The organism is Streptomyces sp. NPDC058295, assembly GCF_042880655.1.
GTDB lineage: Bacteria > Actinomycetota > Actinomycetes > Streptomycetales > Streptomycetaceae > Streptomyces > Streptomyces coriariae.
The window spans coordinates 163,174-179,503 of record NZ_JBHVYO010000006.1 but is presented as its reverse complement, the minus strand read 5'-3'; the positions used below and the strand labels follow the sequence as shown (position 1 = coordinate 179,503).

Here is a 16,330-nt window from a genome sequence, read left to right as displayed (position 1 = left end):
TGCTCAGCGTCGAGGGCGGCCGACGTCTCACGGCCCGAGACAGTGGCATAACGGGTTCACACGCCTGACCAAGTCCACTACCCTGGACTCGACAGTGCAGCGTGATGTACACACCTCGAGTCGACCCCAGGACCGCCCGTGACTGCCCCCGACACCGCCGCCACCCCCCAGTTCGCCCCCACCGCCACAACGACCGGTGCCCCCGGGGCCCCGGGCCGGCTGGGCGCCCTCGGCCCGGTCGGACTCGTGCTCGCCGGAGGCATCTCGGTGCAGTTCGGCGGCGCGCTGGCGGTGACGCTGATGCCGAGGGCGGGCGCCCTGGGCGTGGTGGCGCTGCGGCTGCTGGTGGCGGCGGTGGTCCTGCTGGTCATCTGCCGGCCCCGGCTGCGCGGCCACTCCCGCACCGACTGGGGCACGGTCGTCGTCTTCGGCGTCACGATGGCCGCGATGAACGGCCTCTTCTATCAGGCGGTGGACCGCATCCCGCTGGGCGCGGCGGTGACGCTGGAGGTCCTCGGCCCCCTCGCGCTGTCGGTCGTGGTCTCGCGCCGCGCGCTGAACCTGGTCTGGGCCGGCCTGGCCCTCGTGGGCGTCTTCCTGCTCAGCGGGGGCGGCGGGGACGGCGGAGGGCTGGGCGGCGGCCTCGACCTGGTGGGTGTCGCCTTCGCGCTGGGGGCGGGGGCGATGTGGGCGGCGTACATCGTCTTCAGCGCCCGCACCGGCCGCCGTTTCCCGCAGGCGGACGGCCTGGCGCTGGCGATGGCGGTGGGCGCCCTGCTCTTCCTCCCGCTGGGCCTCGTCGAGTCGGGCAGCAAGCTGGCCGACCCGGTGACGCTGGGGCTGGGGGCGGCGGTGGCCCTGCTCTCCTCGGTCCTGCCCTACACCCTCGAACTCCTCGCCCTGCGCCGGATGCCCGCCTCCACCTTCGCGATCCTGATGAGTCTGGAACCGGCCGTCGCCGCCACCGCGGGCTTCCTCATCCTCGACCAGGCCCTGACCACGATCCAGGCGGCCGCGATCGCCCTCGTCGTCGCGGCGAGCATGGGCGCGGTACGGACACAGGTGGGGCGGCCGAAGGCGGCGGTACCGGAGGCCTGAGCGGGGCGCGCCGCGAGAGAGGCTTGGCGGCGGTTTGACGGCGGCCTGGTGGGGGCTGTCGGCGGGCGGTGGCAGCATGCGCCCATGAGCACCTTCTACGACTACTTCAGCGCCCCGGACGATCGCCTGGCGATCGCTGATTTCGACCGGCGGGACTTGGAGGTGCGCCCCCTGTCGCCCCTCTCCGTCAAGGGCATCGACCCCTATGTCGTGCTGGGCAAGGGGCAGAGCCTCCTTACGGGGCTGCCCTACGACGAGGTCGTCCGACTGCCCCGATTCTGCCAACTCCTCACCGAGGAGGAGGCTGACCGGCTGCTGGTGACCGTCGCCGACGAGCTGCGGGACGCCGTCGCGACGGCGACTCCCGACCGGTTCCGCCGGACCGCTGAGTCCTGGTCGTGCATCGAGGAGTTCGCGCCCGGCGGGCATCCGGAGGGCCTCTTCGGGTTCCTGACGCAGCTGGCGGCGCTGGCCGTCCCGGCGCGAGCCGAGGGGTACCACCTCTACTGCGAGTTCACCGTCTGACCGGGGGACGACGGGGGTGACGGGACGGCGGGGCGGCGGGAGTGACGGGGGCGCTCCTGGGGTGACCAGGGCTCTGTCGGTGTGGCAGGCACGGGCGGCCCGAAATTCATGCAAGCATGCTTGATTGTTTCTTGCCCCGCTGCCATGCTCCACCCCATGGCCGACCCGACGCCCGTGCTCGACGATCTCCGTGCCGAAAGCGACGAACTCGACCGGCTGGTGGCCGAGTTGAGTCCCGAGCGGTGGACGCTCCCGACCCCCGCCCCCGGCTGGACCGTCGCCCACCAGATCGCGCACCTCGCCTGGACCGACCACTCCTCGGCGCTGGCCGTGACCGACCAGGACGCGTTCGCCCGCGAGGTCGAGAAGGCGCTCGCCGCGCCCGGGGACTTCGTCGACAACGGCGCGCGGGAGGGGGCCGCGAAGCCGCCCGAGCGGCTGCTCGCGGACTGGCGGGCCGGCCGCGATGCCCTGGCGGACGCCCTGCGCAAGGCGCCCGCGGGAGCGCGTTTCCCCTGGTACGGCCCGCCCATGTCGGCCGCCTCCATGGCCACCGCCCGGCTCATGGAGACCTGGGCCCACGGCCGGGACGTGGCGGACGCGCTGGGCGAGACGCCCGCGCCCACCGACCGGCTCCGGCACATCGTCCGCCTCGGAGTCCGCACCCGGGACTTCGCCTTCGGCGTGCACGGACTCTCCACGCCGTTCGAGGAGTTCCGCGTCGAACTGCGCGGCCCGTCGGGCGATTTGTGGACGTACGGTCCCGAGGACGCCACGGACCGCGTGACCGGCTCCGCCCTCGACTTCTGCCTCCTGGTCACCCAGCGCGCCCACCGCGCCGACCTCGCCCTGCGCGCCGAAGGCCCCGACGCCGACCGCTGGCTGGACATCGCCCAGGCCTTCGCGGGGCCGCCCGGCGGCGGCCGTGCGCCGAAGGGAGCCGTCCGGTGACGGTCCTGCGGATAGGCAACGCGTCCGGCTTCTACGGCGACCGCTTCGACGCCCTGCGCGACATGCTCACCGGCGGCGAACTCGACGTCGTCACCGGCGACTACCTCGCCGAGCTGACCATGCTGATCCTCGGCCGCGACCGGCTGAAGAACCCCGCCGGCGGGTACGCCCGCACCTTCCTCCGGCAACTGGAGGAGTCCCTCGGCCTCGCCCACGACCGCGGGGTACGTGTCGTCACCAACGCCGGAGGCCTCAACCCGGCCGGACTCGCCGACGCGGTACGGCAGTTGGCCGACCGGCTCGGCATCCCGGTACGCGTCGCGCACGTCGAGGGCGACGACCTCGGCGCCCGGTACCCGGGCAGCCTCACCGCCCATGCCTATCTCGGCGGCTCCGGCATCGCCGCCTGTCTGCGCGAGGGCGCGGAAATCGTCGTCACCGGGCGCGTCACCGACGCGGCCCTCGTCACCGGCCCCGCCGCCGCCCACTTCGGCTGGGGGCCCGGGGAGTACGACCGGCTCGCGGGCGCCGTCGTCGCCGGACACGTCCTGGAGTGCGGGACACAGGCCACCGGCGGCAACTACGCCTTCTTCGCCGAGGGCGGCCGTGACCTGCGGCGACCCGGCTTCCCGCTCGCCGAGATCCACGAGGACGGCAGCTGCGTCATCACCAAGCACCCCGGCACCGGCGGCTTCGTCGACGTCGGCACGGTGACCGCGCAGCTGCTGTACGAGACGACGGGCGCCCGGTACGCCGGGCCCGACGTCACCGCCCGGCTGGACACCGTACGGCTCACCCAGGACGGCCCGGACCGGGTACGGATCCACGGCGTACGCGGGGAAGCCCCGCCCCCGACCCTCAAGGTCGGCCGCACCCGCATCGGCGGCTTCCGCAACGAGGTCGTCTTCGTGCTCACCGGCCTGGACATCGAGGCCAAGGCCGCACTCGTACGGGAACAGATGGCGCAGGTGTTCCTCAAGTCACGCCCAGCTGAGGTGCGTTGGGAGCTGGTCCGCACCGACCGGGCCGACGCCGACACCGAGGAGACCGCGAGCGCACTGCTGCGGCTCGTCGTGCGCGACCCCGAACAGGACGCCGTGGGAAGGGCGTTGAGCGGAGCGGCCGTGGAGCTGGCGCTGGCCTGCTATCCCGGCTTCCATGTGCTCGCGCCGCCCGGGAAGGGCTCCCCCTACGGGGTGTTCGAGGCCGCGTACGTGCCGCAGGAGGACGTCGAGCACCTCGCCGTCCTCCACGACGGCCGCCGCCTGCCCGTCGCCGCGCCCCCGGCCGCCGGCACCCGCGTACTCGAGGAGGTGCCGGAACCGGACCTGCCGGATCCGCCGCCCCCCGGCCCCGTACGGCGCGCGCCCCTCGGGCTCGTGGCCGGCGCCCGCAGCGGCGACAAGGGCGGCAACGCCAACGTGGGGGTGTGGGCCCGCACGGACGAGGCCTGGCGCTGGCTCGCCCACGCACTCACGGCCGACAGGTTCCGGCAGCTCATCCCCGAGAGCCGCGAGCTGACCGTCACCCGTCACCCGCTGCCCCGGCTGCGCGCACTCAACTTCGTCGTCGAGGGCGTCCTCGGCGCCGGGGTCGCCGCCCAGCACCGCTTCGACCCGCAGGCCAAGGCACTCGGCGAATGGCTGCGCTCCCGACACCTGGACATCCCGGAGGCCCTCCTGTGACGGCTCTCACGTCCGCCCTGGACACCCAGGGCCCCGACTACCGCGCGCACCGCGAGGCCATGCTCGCCAAGCTCGCCGACCTCGACACCGAGCACGCGAAGGCGCTGGCGGGGGGAGGGGAGAAGTACGTCGCCCGGCACCGCGCGCGCGGCAAGCTCCTCGCCCGCGAGCGCATCGAGCTGCTCCTCGACCCCGACACGCCGTTCCTGGAACTGTCGCCGCTGGCCGCCTGGGGCAGCGCCTCCCCCGAGTACGCCGTGGGCGCCTCCCTCGTCACCGGCATCGGGGTCGTCGAGGGCGTGGAGTGCGTGATCACCGCCAACGACCCGACCGTGCGCGGGGGCGCCAGCAACCCCTGGTCCCTGAAGAAGGCCCTGCGCGCCAACGACATCGCCCTCGCCAACCGACTGCCCTGCATCAGCCTGGTGGAGTCGGGCGGGGCCGACCTGCCGTCGCAGAAGGAGATCTTCATCCCGGGCGGGGCCGTCTTCCGCGACCTGACCCGGCTCTCCGCCGCCGGGATCCCGACCGTCGCCGTCGTCTTCGGGAACTCGACCGCGGGCGGCGCGTACATCCCCGGCATGAGCGACCACGCCATCATGGTCAAGGAACGCGCGAAGGTGTTCCTCGGCGGGCCGCCCCTGGTGAAGATGGCGACCGGCGAGGAGAGCGACGACGAGTCGCTGGGCGGCGCGGAGATGCACGCGCGCGTGTCCGGACTCGCCGACCACTTCGCCGTCGACGAGCGGGACGCGCTGCGGCAGGCACGCCGCGTGGTGGCCCGCCTCAACCACCGCAAGGCGTACCCGGACCCGGGCCTGGCCGTCCCTCCCAAGTACGACGAGGACGAACTCCTGGGCATCGTCCCCGGGGATCTCCGCACCCCCTTCGACCCGCGCGAGGTGATCGCACGGCTCGTCGACGCCTCCGACTTCGACGAGTTCAAGCCCCTCTACGGGACGAGCCTCGTCACCGGCTGGGCGACCCTGCACGGCTATCCGGTCGGGATCCTGGCCAACGCCCAGGGCGTGCTCTTCAGCGCCGAGTCCCAGAAGGCCGCCCAGTTCATCCAGCTCGCCAACCAGCGCGACATCCCGCTCCTCTTCCTGCACAACACCACCGGCTACATGGTCGGCAGGGAGTACGAGCAGGGCGGCATCATCAAGCACGGCGCGATGATGATCAACGCGGTCGCCAACTCGAAGGTCCCGCACCTGTCCGTCCTCATGGGCGCCTCGTACGGGGCCGGCCACTACGGCATGTGCGGGCGCGCCTACGACCCCCGGTTCCTCTTCGCCTGGCCGAGCGCCAAGTCGGCGGTGATGGGCCCGCAGCAGCTCGCCGGGGTCCTGTCCATCGTCGCCCGGCAGTCGGCGGCCGCGAAGGGCCTGCCCTACGACGACGACGCGGACGCCGCCCTGCGCGCCATGGTGGAGCAGCAGATCGAGTCCGAGTCGCTGCCGATGTTCCTGTCCGGGCGGCTGTACGACGACGGTGTCATCGACCCGCGCGACACCCGCACCGTTCTCGGCCTGTGCCTGTCGGCCGTCCACACCGCGCCCTTCGAGGGCGCGCGGGGCGGCTTCGGCGTCTTCCGGATGTGAGGCTCATGATTACTTCCGTTCTGGTGGCCAATCGCGGCGAGATCGCCTGCCGCGTCTTCCGGACCTGCCGCGAGGCGGGCATCCGCACCGTCGCCGTGCACTCGGACGCCGACGCGGGCGCCCTCCACGCGCGCGTGGCGGACTCGGCCGTACGGCTTCCGGGCAGCGCGCCCGCGGACACCTACCTGCGTGCCGACCTCGTGGTGAAGGCCGCCGTCGGCGCCGGCGCGGACGCCGTGCACCCCGGCTACGGCTTCCTCTCCGAGAACGCCGGCTTCGCGCGCGCCGTCCTGGACGCGGGCCTCGTCTGGATCGGGCCACCGCCCGAGGCGATCGAGGCGATGGCGTCCAAGACCCGCGCCAAGCAGCTCATGGGGCTCGCCCCGCTCGCCTCGGACGAGGTGACGGAGGCCGACCTGCCGGTGCTGGTGAAGGCGGCCGCGGGCGGCGGCGGGCGCGGTATGCGCGTCGTGCGCCGCCTGGCGGAGCTGGGCGCCGCGCTGGAGGGCGCCCGGGCCGAGGCAGCGAGCGCCTTCGGCGACGGCGAGGTGTTCGTCGAGCCGTACGTCGAGAACGGCCGCCATGTCGAGGTGCAGATCCTCGCCGACACGCACGGCACGGTGTGGGCGCTCGGCACCCGCGACTGCTCCCTCCAGCGGCGCCACCAGAAGGTGATCGAGGAGGCGCCCGCGCCGGGCCTGTCCGAGCGGACGGCGGAGGAACTGCGCGCGCTGGCCGTGCGTGCCGCGCGGGCCGTCTCGTACGTCGGTGCCGGCACCGTCGAGTTCCTGGTCGCCGACGGCCGCGCGCAGTTCCTGGAGATGAACACCCGCCTCCAGGTCGAACACCCCGTCACGGAGGCCGTCTTCGGCCTCGACCTGGTGGCCGAGCAGATCCGGGTCGCGGAGGGCGCCGCCCTGGATCCCGAGCCCCCACGCGCGCGTGGCCACGCCGTCGAGGCGCGGCTCTACGCCGAGGACCCGGCGAACAACTGGACCCCGCAGACCGGCACCCTGCACCGTCTGACCGTCCCCGAGGGCGTCCGCCTGGACACCGGCTTCGGCGACGGCGACGACATCGGCGTCCACTACGACCCCATGCTCGCCAAGGTCGTCGCCCACGCCCCCACGCGCGCGGAGGCGATCCGCAAGCTCGCGGGCGCCCTGGAACGCACGGCCCTGCACGGCCCCGTCACCAACCGCGACCTGCTGGTCCGCTCGCTGCGCCACGCGGAGTTCACCTCCGCCCGCATGGACACCGGCTTCTACGACCGGCATCTCGGCGACCTCACCGTCGCGGAACCCGACCCGTACGCCCCGCTGGCCGCCGCCCTCGCGGACGCGCGCACCCGCTCGCCGCTGGGCGGCTGGCGCAACCTGCCGTCCCAGCCGCAGACGAAGCGCTACGCGGCGGCGGGCGAGGAGACGGAGGTCCGCTACCACCACACCCGGACCGGCCTCACGGCCGAGGGGGTGCAGGTGGTGCACGCCGACCCCGGCCTGGTCGTCCTGGAGATCGACGGCGTACGGCGCCGCTTCGAGGTCGCCCGCTATGGCGACCGCGTGCACGTCAACGACGCCGCCCTCACCGCGCTGCCCCGCTTCCCCGACCCGGAGGCCCAGCACGCCCCCGGCTCCCTGCTCGCGCCGATGCCCGGCACGGTCGTCAAGCTCGCGGACGGTCTTGTCACCGGATCGAGTGTCCGGGCCGGTGAACCGCTGCTGTGGCTCGAAGCGATGAAGATGCAGCACGTCATTGCGGCCCCGGTGGAGGGCACGGTGACGGCGCTGCCGGTGACGACAGGACAGCAGGTGAGGGTCGGCACCCTGCTGGCAGTGGTGCAGCAGACCTAGGGGCCGCGGGGCGCCACCTCGTGCGGCTCCGCCGCGTGGGCGCGACCGGCCATGACGAACCCGCAGACGAAGGAGCCACATTGAGCACGCTGATCGAATCCGACGAGCACAAGGCACTCCGCGCGGCGGTCTCGTCCTTCGCCCGGAGCCACGCCCACGACACCGACTCCGAGCGGAGCGGCCTCTGGCAGGAAGCCGCCAAGCTCGGCTACATCGGCGTCAACCTGCCGGAGGCGTACGGCGGCGGAGGCGGCGGCATCGCCGAGCTCTCCCTGATCCTCGAGGAGCTCGGCGCAGCCGGCGCCCCGCTGCTGATGATGATCGTCTCCCCGGCGATCTGCGGCACGGTCATCGCCCGCTTCGGCACCGAGGCCCAGAAGCGGGAGTGGCTGCCCGCCCTGGCCGACGGCAGCCGCCTCATGGCCTTCGGCATCACCGAACCCGACGCGGGCTCCAACAGCCACCGCATCACCACCACCGCCCGCCGCGACCCCGCGAGCGGCGACTGGCTGCTGACCGGCCGCAAGGTCTTCGTCTCCGGCGTCGACATCGCCGACGCCACCCTGATCGTCGGCCGCACCGAGGACGCCCGCACCGGCAGCCTCAAGCCCTGCCTGTTCATCGTCCCGCGCGATGCCGAAGGCTTCTCCCGTCGCCGCATCGACATGGAACTGAACAGTGTGGAGAAGCAGTTCGAGCTCGCCCTCGACGAGGTGCGGCTCCCGGCGCAGGCGCTCGTCGGCGACGAGGACGCGGGCCTGCTCCAGCTCTTCGCCGGACTCAACCCCGAGCGCATCATGACGGCCGCCTTCGCGATCGGCATGGGCCGCCACGCCCTGTCCAAGGCGATCGAGTACGCGCGCGACCGCACCGTCTGGAAGAGCCCGATCGGCGCCCACCAGGCGATCGCGCACCCCCTCGCGCAGGCCCACATCGACCTGGAACTGGCCCGCCTGATGATGCAGAAGGCGGCCCAGCTGTACGACGCGGGGGACGACGTCGGCGCGGGCGAGGCCGCCAACATGGCCAAGTACGCGGCCGGGGAGGCCTGTGTGAAGGCCGTCGACCAGTCGGTGCACACCCTCGGCGGCAACGGCCTCACGCGCGAGTTCGGCCTCGCCAAGCTGATAACCGCCTCCCGCGTGGCTCGTATCGCCCCGGTGAGCCGGGAGATGATTCTCAACTACGTCTCCCACCAGACCCTGGGCCTGCCCAAGTCGTACTGACCGCAGCCGGCAACCGTCGTGTCCGGCGCGCGAGGAGGAACCATGTTCCGCAGCGAGTTCGCAGACGTCCCGCCCGTAGAACTCCCCATCCACGACGCCGTGCTGGGCCGAGCCGCGGAGTTCGGCGAACTGCCGGCGCTCGTCGACGGCACGGACGGCACCACCCTCACGTACGACCAGGTGGACCGGTTCCACCGGCGGGTCGCCGCCGCATTCGCCGAGGCCGGGGTCCGCAAGGGCGACGTACTGGCCCTGCACAGCCCCAATACCGTCGCCTTCCCGCTCGCGTTCTACGCGGCCACGCGCGCGGGCGCCACGGTCACCACCGTGCACCCGCTCGCCACCGCCGAGGAGTTCGCCAAACAGCTCGACGACTCCGCCGCCCGCTGGATCGTCACCGTCTCCCCGCTGCTCCAGACGGCCCGGCGGGCGGCCGAACTCGCGGGCGGCGTCGAGGAGATCTTCGTCTGCGACACCGCCGCCGGGCACCGCTCGCTCGTCGACATGCTCGCCTCGGCGGCCCCCGAACCGCGGGTGGACATCGACCCGGTGGAAGACGTGGCGGTCCTGCCGTACTCCTCCGGTACCACCGGCGTCCCCAAGGGCGTGATGCTCACCCACCGGCAGATCGCCACCAACCTCGCCCAGCTCCGGCCGGCGATGTCCGCGGGGCCCGGCGACCGCATCCTCGCGGTGCTGCCCTTCTTCCACATCTACGGCCTGACCGCCCTGATGAACGCGCCCCTGAGGGAGGGTGCCACCGTCGTGGTGCTGCCCCGCTTCGACCTGGAGACCTTCCTCGCGGCCATCCAGAACCACCGCATCACCGGCCTGTACGTGGCACCGCCGATCGTCCTGGCCCTCGCCAAGCACCCGGCGGTCACCCGGTACGACCTGTCGTCCCTGCGGTACGTCGTCAGCGCGGCCGCGCCCCTGGACGCCGCCCTCGCCGCCGCCTGCGCCGAGCGCCTGAACCTGCCGCCGGTCGGCCAGGCCTACGGCATGACGGAACTGTCCCCGGGCACCCATGTCGTCCCGCTCGACGTCATGCGGGACGCCCCCGCCGGCACCGTCGGCAAGCTGATCGCCGGCACCGAGATGCGGATCGTCTCCCTCGACGACCCCGACAAGGACCTCGACGTCGGTGAGTCCGGCGAGATCCTCATCCGGGGGCCGCAGATCATGAAGGGCTACCTGGGACGCCCCGACGCCACCGCCGACATGATCGACGGCGACGGCTGGCTGCACACCGGCGACGTCGGGCGGGTCGACGCGGACGGCTGGCTGTTCGTCGTCGACCGGGTCAAGGAACTGATCAAGTACAAGGGATTCCAGGTGGCCCCCGCCGAACTCGAGGCCCTCCTGCTCACCCACCCCGGCATAGCGGACGCGGCCGTCATCGGCGTCTACAACGACGACGGCAACGAGGTCCCGCACGCGTACGTGGTCCGGCAGCCCACGTCACCCGAGCTCGCCGGAGGAGAGATCGCGATGTACGTCGCCGAGCGGGTCGCCCCCTACAAGCGCGTCCGCCAGGTCACCTTCATCGACGCCGTGCCCCGCGCCGCCTCCGGCAAGATCCTGCGCCGTCAACTGAGGGAGCGTGCATGACGACCGCCCTGGTCGGCCGGACCCGCGTCCGAGGGGTCGAGACCCTCAGCCTCGACTCGCCCACCACCCGCAACGCCCTCTCGCGCGCCCTCGTGAGCGAACTGACGGACGCGCTCGGGAGCTGCGACAAGGACGACGACGTACGCGCCGTCGTCCTCACCCACACCGGCAACACCTTCAGCGCGGGCGCCGACCTGAAGGACCCCCCGCCGCCCCACGCGGTGCCCGCGCTGCTTCAGCGGATCCTCGAACTGCGCAAGCCCGTGGTGGCCCGGGTGGCCGGGCATGTGCGGGCGGGCGGGCTGGGCGTGCTCGGCGCCTGCGACATCGCGCTCGCCTCCGGGACGGCGACCTTCGCGTTCACGGAGGTGCGCATCGGAGTCGCGCCCGCCGTCATCTCGCTGCCGCTGATGCCCCGCGTCGACCCGCGCGCCCTCGCCCGCTACTGCCTCACCGGCGAGACCTTCGGCGCGGCCGAGGCGGCCCGGATCGGCCTCGTCACCCTCTCGGCCGGCGACGGCGACCTGGACGAGGCCCTGGCACCCGTCCTCGACGGCCTGCGCCGGGCCGCGCCCACGGCCCTGGCCGGGACGAAGGAGTTGCTCACGGCTAAGGTGCTGAAGGCCCTCGTCGAGGACGCGGGCGAGATGACCAGGCTCTCGGCCTCGTTGTTCGCCGGCCCCGACGCCCGCGAGGGAATGACGGCCTTCCTCGAACGACGGGATCCTCCATGGGTGTTGTGACCACGGACGACCGTGCTCCGGGCGACCGCGGGCCGGGCGACCGCGGGCCGGGTGATCGGGTGCCCAAGCAGGACCGCAGCCGGGCCACCCGGCAGCGGCTCCTGGCGGCCGCCGTGGCCTGCCTCGCCGAACGCGGCTGGGCGGGCTCCACGGTCTCCGTCGTCGCGGAACGCGCGGGCGTCTCCCGAGGGGCCGCCCAGCACCACTTCCCCACCCGCGAGGACCTCTTCACCGCGGCCGTCGAGTACGTCGCCGAGGAACGCTCGGACGCGCTGCGCGCGCTGTTCCCGCAGGGCGCGACGGGCGACCGGCGCGCGGTCGTCACCGCCCTCGTGGGCCTCTACACCGGCCCCCTCTTCCGGGCCGCCCTGCACCTGTGGGTGGCCGCCTCCAACGAGGAGCAGCTGCGCTCGCGCGTGACCGAGCTGGAGGCCCGCGTGGGCCGCGAGAGCCACCGCATAGCCGTCGAGCTCCTGGGTGCCGACGAGTCCGCGCCCGGCGTCCGCGAGACCGTCCAGGGCCTGCTGGACATGGCCCGCGGCCTCGGCCTCGCCAACCTCCTCACCGACGACGGGGGGCGCCGCGAGCGCGTCGTGGCGCAGTGGGCGGGACTGCTGGACGACGCACTCGGCTGATCCCGCCGCCGACGGCGCGGCCCGGCAGTCACCTGGCTTCCTGCCGCCCGACCCGACTGTCGGTGGCCGCGGTTACCGTGCGGGGATGGGGGACACCTTTCAGACGATCGTCGATCTCGACGCGGGCCCGCAGGACGCGCCGCGCCTCGCGGCGCGTGTGGTCGACCGGCTCGTGGCCGAGGGCATCCTGCTCCCCGAGGCGAAGCCGGGCTGGGCCCTGGGCAACGGGCCGGCCCATCCGCCCGGCCCGAACTGGCACACCGCGGTCGCCGACGCCCGCTGGGGCTCGCCGGAGGGCGTCGCCGTGTACGCCGAGCACCACATCTTCTGGAGCAACTTCCACCACCGCCCCGGCCCGACGGTGGTGATCTGCACGCGCTGCGGTGAGGCCACCGAGGTGCGGGAAGACCTCACGGAGCGCTTCAGCGAGGCCACCGAGGCCTGGTACGAGACGGGCGGCGCCGCCGTCGACTGCCCCGGCTGCGCCCGGTCCGTCGACCTGTCCGGCTGGCGGTGGGCCGACGACTCCCTCGCCTTCGCCCACCTCGGCTTCGAGTTCTGGAACTGGCCGGAGCTCAGCGAGGAGTTCCGCGCCCGCGTGTCCGGGCTCGTGGACGGACACAGAACGGCGTTCCTGCCGGGCAAGATCTGAGTGCCCGGCTCAGACGGTCCCGGCAGGGGCTGAGCCCAGACGGTCCCGTCAGGGGCTGAGCCGCTCCACCCGCCAGCTCCCGTCCGCCTCCGCCACGTACCGCAGCCGGTCGTGCAGCCGGTTCAGGCGGCCCTGCCAGAACTCCACCGACTGGGGAGCCACCCGGAAACCGCCCCAGTGCGGCGGCACCGGCACCTGCTCGCCCTCCGGGTAGCGGGCCGCCAGCTCGGCGTAGGAGGCGTCGAGATCGGCGCGGGTGGCGATCACCGAGGACTGCGCGCTGGCCCAGGCCCCCAGCTGGGAACCGTGCGGCCGGGTCCGGAAGTACGCGGCGGTCTCGTCGCGCCCGGTGCGCCGTGCCACGCCCCGCACGATGACCTGCCGGGCCATCGGATGCCAGGGGAAGAGCAGCGAGACGTACGGGTTCTCGGCGAGGTCGCGGGCCTTGCGGGAGTCGTAGTTGGTGTAGAAGACGAAGCCCTGCTCGTCGAAGTGCTTCAGCAGCACCGTGCGGGAGCCGGGCCGGCCCTCGGCGTCCGCGGTGGAGACGACCATGGCGTTCGGCTCGAAGAGATGGGCCTCGACGGCCGCGTCCTTGAACCAGCGGGCGAACTGCTCCACGGGTGTGGCGGCCAGTTCGGCCTCGGAGAGCCCCTCGGCCCGGTACTGCTTGCGCATGGCGGCGGGATCGGGGACGGGGCCGGGGGAGACGGCGTCTGCGTCGGTCACGTGGTCATCTTGCCGTATGGCCCACCGCCGCAGACCGACCCACCAAAGGTGGCACTGAGTGCCACCGACCACTCCCCAAGGGTGGCACTCGGGGATATGGTGCAGAGGCACCCGTCGCCGCCGTACCGCCCCGGTGGGGTGCCGGTCGGGTGACCGACGGCCGCACGGGGCATCAGTGGAGTACCGCCCAGGACCGCGAGTCTTCGCACCGAGGTGCACAGGACCGTGGAACCGCCGGCGCCGCCCGTCGTACACCCGCTGTCCCCCACGACCGACGCAGCCGCCCCACCCCCAGCCCCCGCCCCGCACATCCCGCCCCACACCCTTTGTTCCGCACCTTCCGTCCCGCACATCCCGTCGCACACATCACGAGGAGCCGCCCGATGTCCGACTTCGTACCCGGACTCGAAGGAGTCGTCGCGTTCGAGACGGAGATCGCCGAACCCGACAAGGAGGGCGGCGCCCTGCGGTACCGGGGCGTCGACATCGAGGACCTGGTCGGTCACGTCTCTTTCGGTAACGTCTGGGGCCTGCTCGTCGACGGCGCCTTCAACCCCGGCCTGCCGCCCGCCGAGCCGTTCCCGATCCCCGTCCACTCCGGTGACATCCGCGTCGACGTGCAGTCCGCGCTCGCCATGCTCGCGCCCGTCTGGGGCCTGAAGCCCCTCCTCGACATCGATGCCGAGCAGGCCCGCGCGGACCTCGCCCGCGCCGCCGTCATGGCCCTCTCCTACGTCGCCCAGTCCGCGCGCGGTCAGGGCCGGCCGATGGTCCCGCAGCGGGAGATCGACAAGGCGCAGTCCGTCGTCGAGCGGTTCATGATCCGCTGGCGTGGCGAGCCGGACCCCAAGCACGTGGCCGCGGTCGACGCCTACTGGACGTCGGCCGCCGAACACGGCATGAACGCGTCCACGTTCACGGCCCGCGTGATCGCCTCCACGGGCGCCGACGTCGCCGCCGCCCTGTCCGGCGCCGTGGGCGCCATGTCGGGCCCGCTGCACGGCGGCGCCCCCTCCCGCGTCCTCGGCATGATCGAGGAGATCGAGCGGACCGGGGACGCCGAGGCGTACGTCAAGCGGGCCCTCGACAAGGGCGAGCGGCTCATGGGCTTCGGCCACCGCGTCTACCGCGCCGAGGACCCACGCGCGCGTGTGCTGCGCCGTACGGCCCGCGAGCTGGGCGCGCCCCGCTTCGAGATCGCCGAAGCCCTGGAGAAGGCGGCCCTCGCGGAACTGCACGCCCGCCGCCCCGACCGGGTCCTGGCGACGAACGTCGAGTTCTGGGCGGCCATCATCCTGGACTTCGCCGAGGTCCCGGCGCACATGTTCACCTCGATGTTCACCTGCGCCCGCACGGCGGGCTGGTCGGCGCACATCCTGGAGCAGAAGCGCACCGGCCGCCTGGTCCGCCCGTCGGCCCGCTACATCGGCCCGGGCTCCCGCGACCCTCGGGAGATCGAGGGCTACGGGGACATCAGCGGCTAGGCCGGGCCGCCCGGGCCGACCGCCGAAACGCGGCGTCACGGTCGGCATCCACAGGCCGTCACACGCGGCACCCACGCGGTGTCACACGCGGCGTCACGCGGGGCTGAGCAGCTCCGCGTGATGCCGTTCGGCCACCAGCGGGTGGGCCCGCAGCTTGCCCTTCAGCTCGTTGAAGCCGTACTCGGCGAAGAGCGGGTTGGCCGGGTCGTCGGTGACGCCGGGCGCGGCGGAGGCGTGCGGGAAGGGCAGCGGCTCGACGCGGGCGTCCAGACGGGGGTTGTAGAAGAAGGGCACGGAGAACCGTTCGACGGCGCTCGGCGGCGAGACGACCCGGTGGTTGGTGGCCACGAGATACCCGTCGGTCGCCACCTCCAGCAGCTCACCCAGGTTGACGACGAAGGCGCCCGGCAGCGGCGGGACGTCATGGAACAGCCCGTCCGCGCGCTGCACCTGGAGCCCGCCGACCTGGTCCTGCAGCAGCAGCGTCAGAAACCCGTAGTCCTTGTGCGCCCCGACGCCCTGACCGGCACGGTCGCCCGCGCTTCCCGGGTACCGCACGAGCTTCAGATGCGGATGCGCCCGCTCACCGAACGCATGGTCGTAGAAGTCGACGGGCGCCCCGATCGAGGCGAGCAGCTCGTGCAGCAGCTTCTCGGCGACGGCGCTCAGCCGCGCGATCCACGCGAGCGCGGCGGTCCGCAGCGCGGGCAGCCCGGCGGGCCACTGGTTGGGCCCCTCCAGCCACCAGTAGGCGGGCTCGTCGGACCCGGGTGTCCGGGCGGGCCGCTCGGCCCCTATGTCGAGCTGGTCCCGCCAGTCCTGCCGCCCGCCGGTCCGCTCGTCGCCGGTCCGGGTGTAGCCGCGGAAGTGCGGCGAGTTCACGTTGTCGATGGCGAGCCGCTCGGCCTCGGGCAGCGCGAAGAAGGCCCGCATGGCGGACAGCAGCTCGCCGGTCTCCCGCTCACCGACCCCGTGCCCGACCAGTTGGAAGAACCCCACGTCGTGCGCGGCACTGTGCAGCTGCGCGTGCAGCAGCGCCCGCGCCTGGGGACCGCGGTCGGCGGCGGAGAGATCGATGATCGGCAGTTGCTGGTACGACGGGTTCGTCATGGTACGTCCGCAGGTGTACGGGGCCCGGCCGCCGCCGTGGGTGGGGCGGCGCACGGGTGCCAAGTGGGCAAGAGGGAGGGGGAACGCAGGCGGATGTGAACCGCGGAAGGGGCTGGAAGCTCAGAGGGAGCGTCGACAGCCCATGCTCGTGACGCGGACGTAGTCCACGTGGCGGCGTCGAACGAGCGCAAGCATGCGGCCAGGGTACTGCCTGACGAAAGATCCGTACGTGGCGCGGATCACGCCCCGCAAACCCTGCGGACGGTGGGCCCTACGGACGGAGGGCCCTGAGGCCGGAGGGCCGGAGGCGCGGAGGTCCGGCGGAAGGACGAAGGCCGGAGGCCGGAGGATGGCCGGCGGAAGGACGAGGCCGGGGGAGCGGAGGCCGGAAACGCAGGCGACGGGGGAGCGAAGGCCGGAAACG

14 protein-coding genes are annotated in these 16,330 nt (G+C 73.2%); 12 read left to right on the top strand and 2 right to left on the bottom strand.

Features of this window, described 5'->3' with window-relative positions; genetic code table 11:
• The first annotated feature begins 138 nt into the window (after positions 1 to 138).
• From ACFVYS_RS08955 to ACFVYS_RS08905, 11 genes are all read left to right on the top strand, one after another.
• Positions 139 to 1,098, top strand: coding sequence for a DMT family transporter (locus ACFVYS_RS08955; RefSeq protein WP_389500191.1), 960 nt, complete (start codon positions 139 to 141; stop codon positions 1,096 to 1,098).
• 84 nt (positions 1,099 to 1,182) lie between these two features.
• Positions 1,183 to 1,623 carry a hypothetical protein gene (locus ACFVYS_RS08950; RefSeq protein ID WP_389500189.1) on the top strand — a complete coding sequence of 147 codons (441 nt, stop codon included), beginning with the start codon at positions 1,183 to 1,185 and terminating at the stop codon, positions 1,621 to 1,623.
• A 156-nt stretch (positions 1,624 to 1,779) separates the two neighbouring features.
• Entirely contained in the window at positions 1,780 to 2,574 is a 795-nt protein-coding gene (locus tag ACFVYS_RS08945) for a TIGR03084 family metal-binding protein (RefSeq protein WP_389500187.1), read from the top strand.
• Positions 2,571 to 4,259, top strand: coding sequence for an acyclic terpene utilization AtuA family protein (locus tag ACFVYS_RS08940; protein ID WP_389500185.1), 1,689 nt, complete (start codon positions 2,571 to 2,573; stop codon positions 4,257 to 4,259). Before ACFVYS_RS08945 ends, ACFVYS_RS08940 begins: the two co-directional genes overlap by 4 nt.
• The gene (locus ACFVYS_RS08935; RefSeq protein WP_389500183.1) at positions 4,256 to 5,863 is read left to right on the top strand and encodes an acyl-CoA carboxylase subunit beta; all 1,608 of its coding nucleotides are present in this window, start codon (positions 4,256 to 4,258) and stop codon (positions 5,861 to 5,863) included. Before ACFVYS_RS08940 ends, ACFVYS_RS08935 begins: the two co-directional genes overlap by 4 nt.
• A 5-nt stretch (positions 5,864 to 5,868) precedes the next feature.
• Positions 5,869 to 7,716: an acetyl/propionyl/methylcrotonyl-CoA carboxylase subunit alpha gene (locus ACFVYS_RS08930; RefSeq protein ID WP_389500182.1), complete on the top strand. Its 1,848-nt coding sequence runs from the start codon at positions 5,869 to 5,871 to the stop codon at positions 7,714 to 7,716.
• A gap of 80 nt (positions 7,717 to 7,796) precedes the next feature.
• Positions 7,797 to 8,942, top strand: a complete 1,146-nt coding sequence (locus ACFVYS_RS08925; protein ID WP_389500180.1) for an acyl-CoA dehydrogenase family protein — start codon at positions 7,797 to 7,799, stop codon at positions 8,940 to 8,942.
• Positions 8,943 to 8,984: 42 nt separating this feature from the next.
• A complete protein-coding gene (locus ACFVYS_RS08920; protein ID WP_389500178.1) occupies positions 8,985 to 10,553 on the top strand; it encodes a 4-coumarate--CoA ligase family protein in 1,569 nt (522 codons plus the stop codon).
• Positions 10,550 to 11,296: an enoyl-CoA hydratase family protein gene (locus ACFVYS_RS08915; RefSeq protein WP_389500176.1), complete on the top strand. Its 747-nt coding sequence runs from the start codon at positions 10,550 to 10,552 to the stop codon at positions 11,294 to 11,296. Before ACFVYS_RS08920 ends, ACFVYS_RS08915 begins: the two co-directional genes overlap by 4 nt.
• A complete protein-coding gene (locus tag ACFVYS_RS08910) occupies positions 11,284 to 11,931 on the top strand; it encodes a TetR/AcrR family transcriptional regulator (protein ID WP_389500174.1) in 648 nt (215 codons plus the stop codon). The genes ACFVYS_RS08915 and ACFVYS_RS08910 overlap by 13 nt, the downstream gene beginning before the upstream one ends.
• 85 nt (positions 11,932 to 12,016) lie before the next feature.
• The gene (locus ACFVYS_RS08905; RefSeq protein WP_389500172.1) at positions 12,017 to 12,583 is read left to right on the top strand and encodes a hypothetical protein; all 567 of its coding nucleotides are present in this window, start codon (positions 12,017 to 12,019) and stop codon (positions 12,581 to 12,583) included.
• A gap of 48 nt (positions 12,584 to 12,631) precedes the next feature.
• Here the strand turns inward: ACFVYS_RS08905 and pdxH are convergent, their stop codons facing one another.
• Positions 12,632 to 13,312, bottom strand: coding sequence for a pyridoxamine 5'-phosphate oxidase (pdxH, locus tag ACFVYS_RS08900; RefSeq protein ID WP_389500170.1), 681 nt, complete (start codon positions 13,310 to 13,312; stop codon positions 12,632 to 12,634).
• A 383-nt stretch (positions 13,313 to 13,695) separates the two neighbouring features.
• Between pdxH and ACFVYS_RS08895 the strand changes: the two genes are divergently transcribed.
• The gene (locus tag ACFVYS_RS08895) at positions 13,696 to 14,796 is read left to right on the top strand and encodes a citrate synthase 2 (RefSeq protein ID WP_389500169.1); all 1,101 of its coding nucleotides are present in this window, start codon (positions 13,696 to 13,698) and stop codon (positions 14,794 to 14,796) included.
• Between the two features lie 93 nt (positions 14,797 to 14,889).
• Here the strand turns inward: ACFVYS_RS08895 and ACFVYS_RS08890 are convergent, their stop codons facing one another.
• Entirely contained in the window at positions 14,890 to 15,906 is a 1,017-nt protein-coding gene (locus tag ACFVYS_RS08890; protein ID WP_389500167.1) for an isopenicillin N synthase family dioxygenase, read from the bottom strand.
• Positions 15,907 to 16,330: the final 424 nt, after the last annotated feature.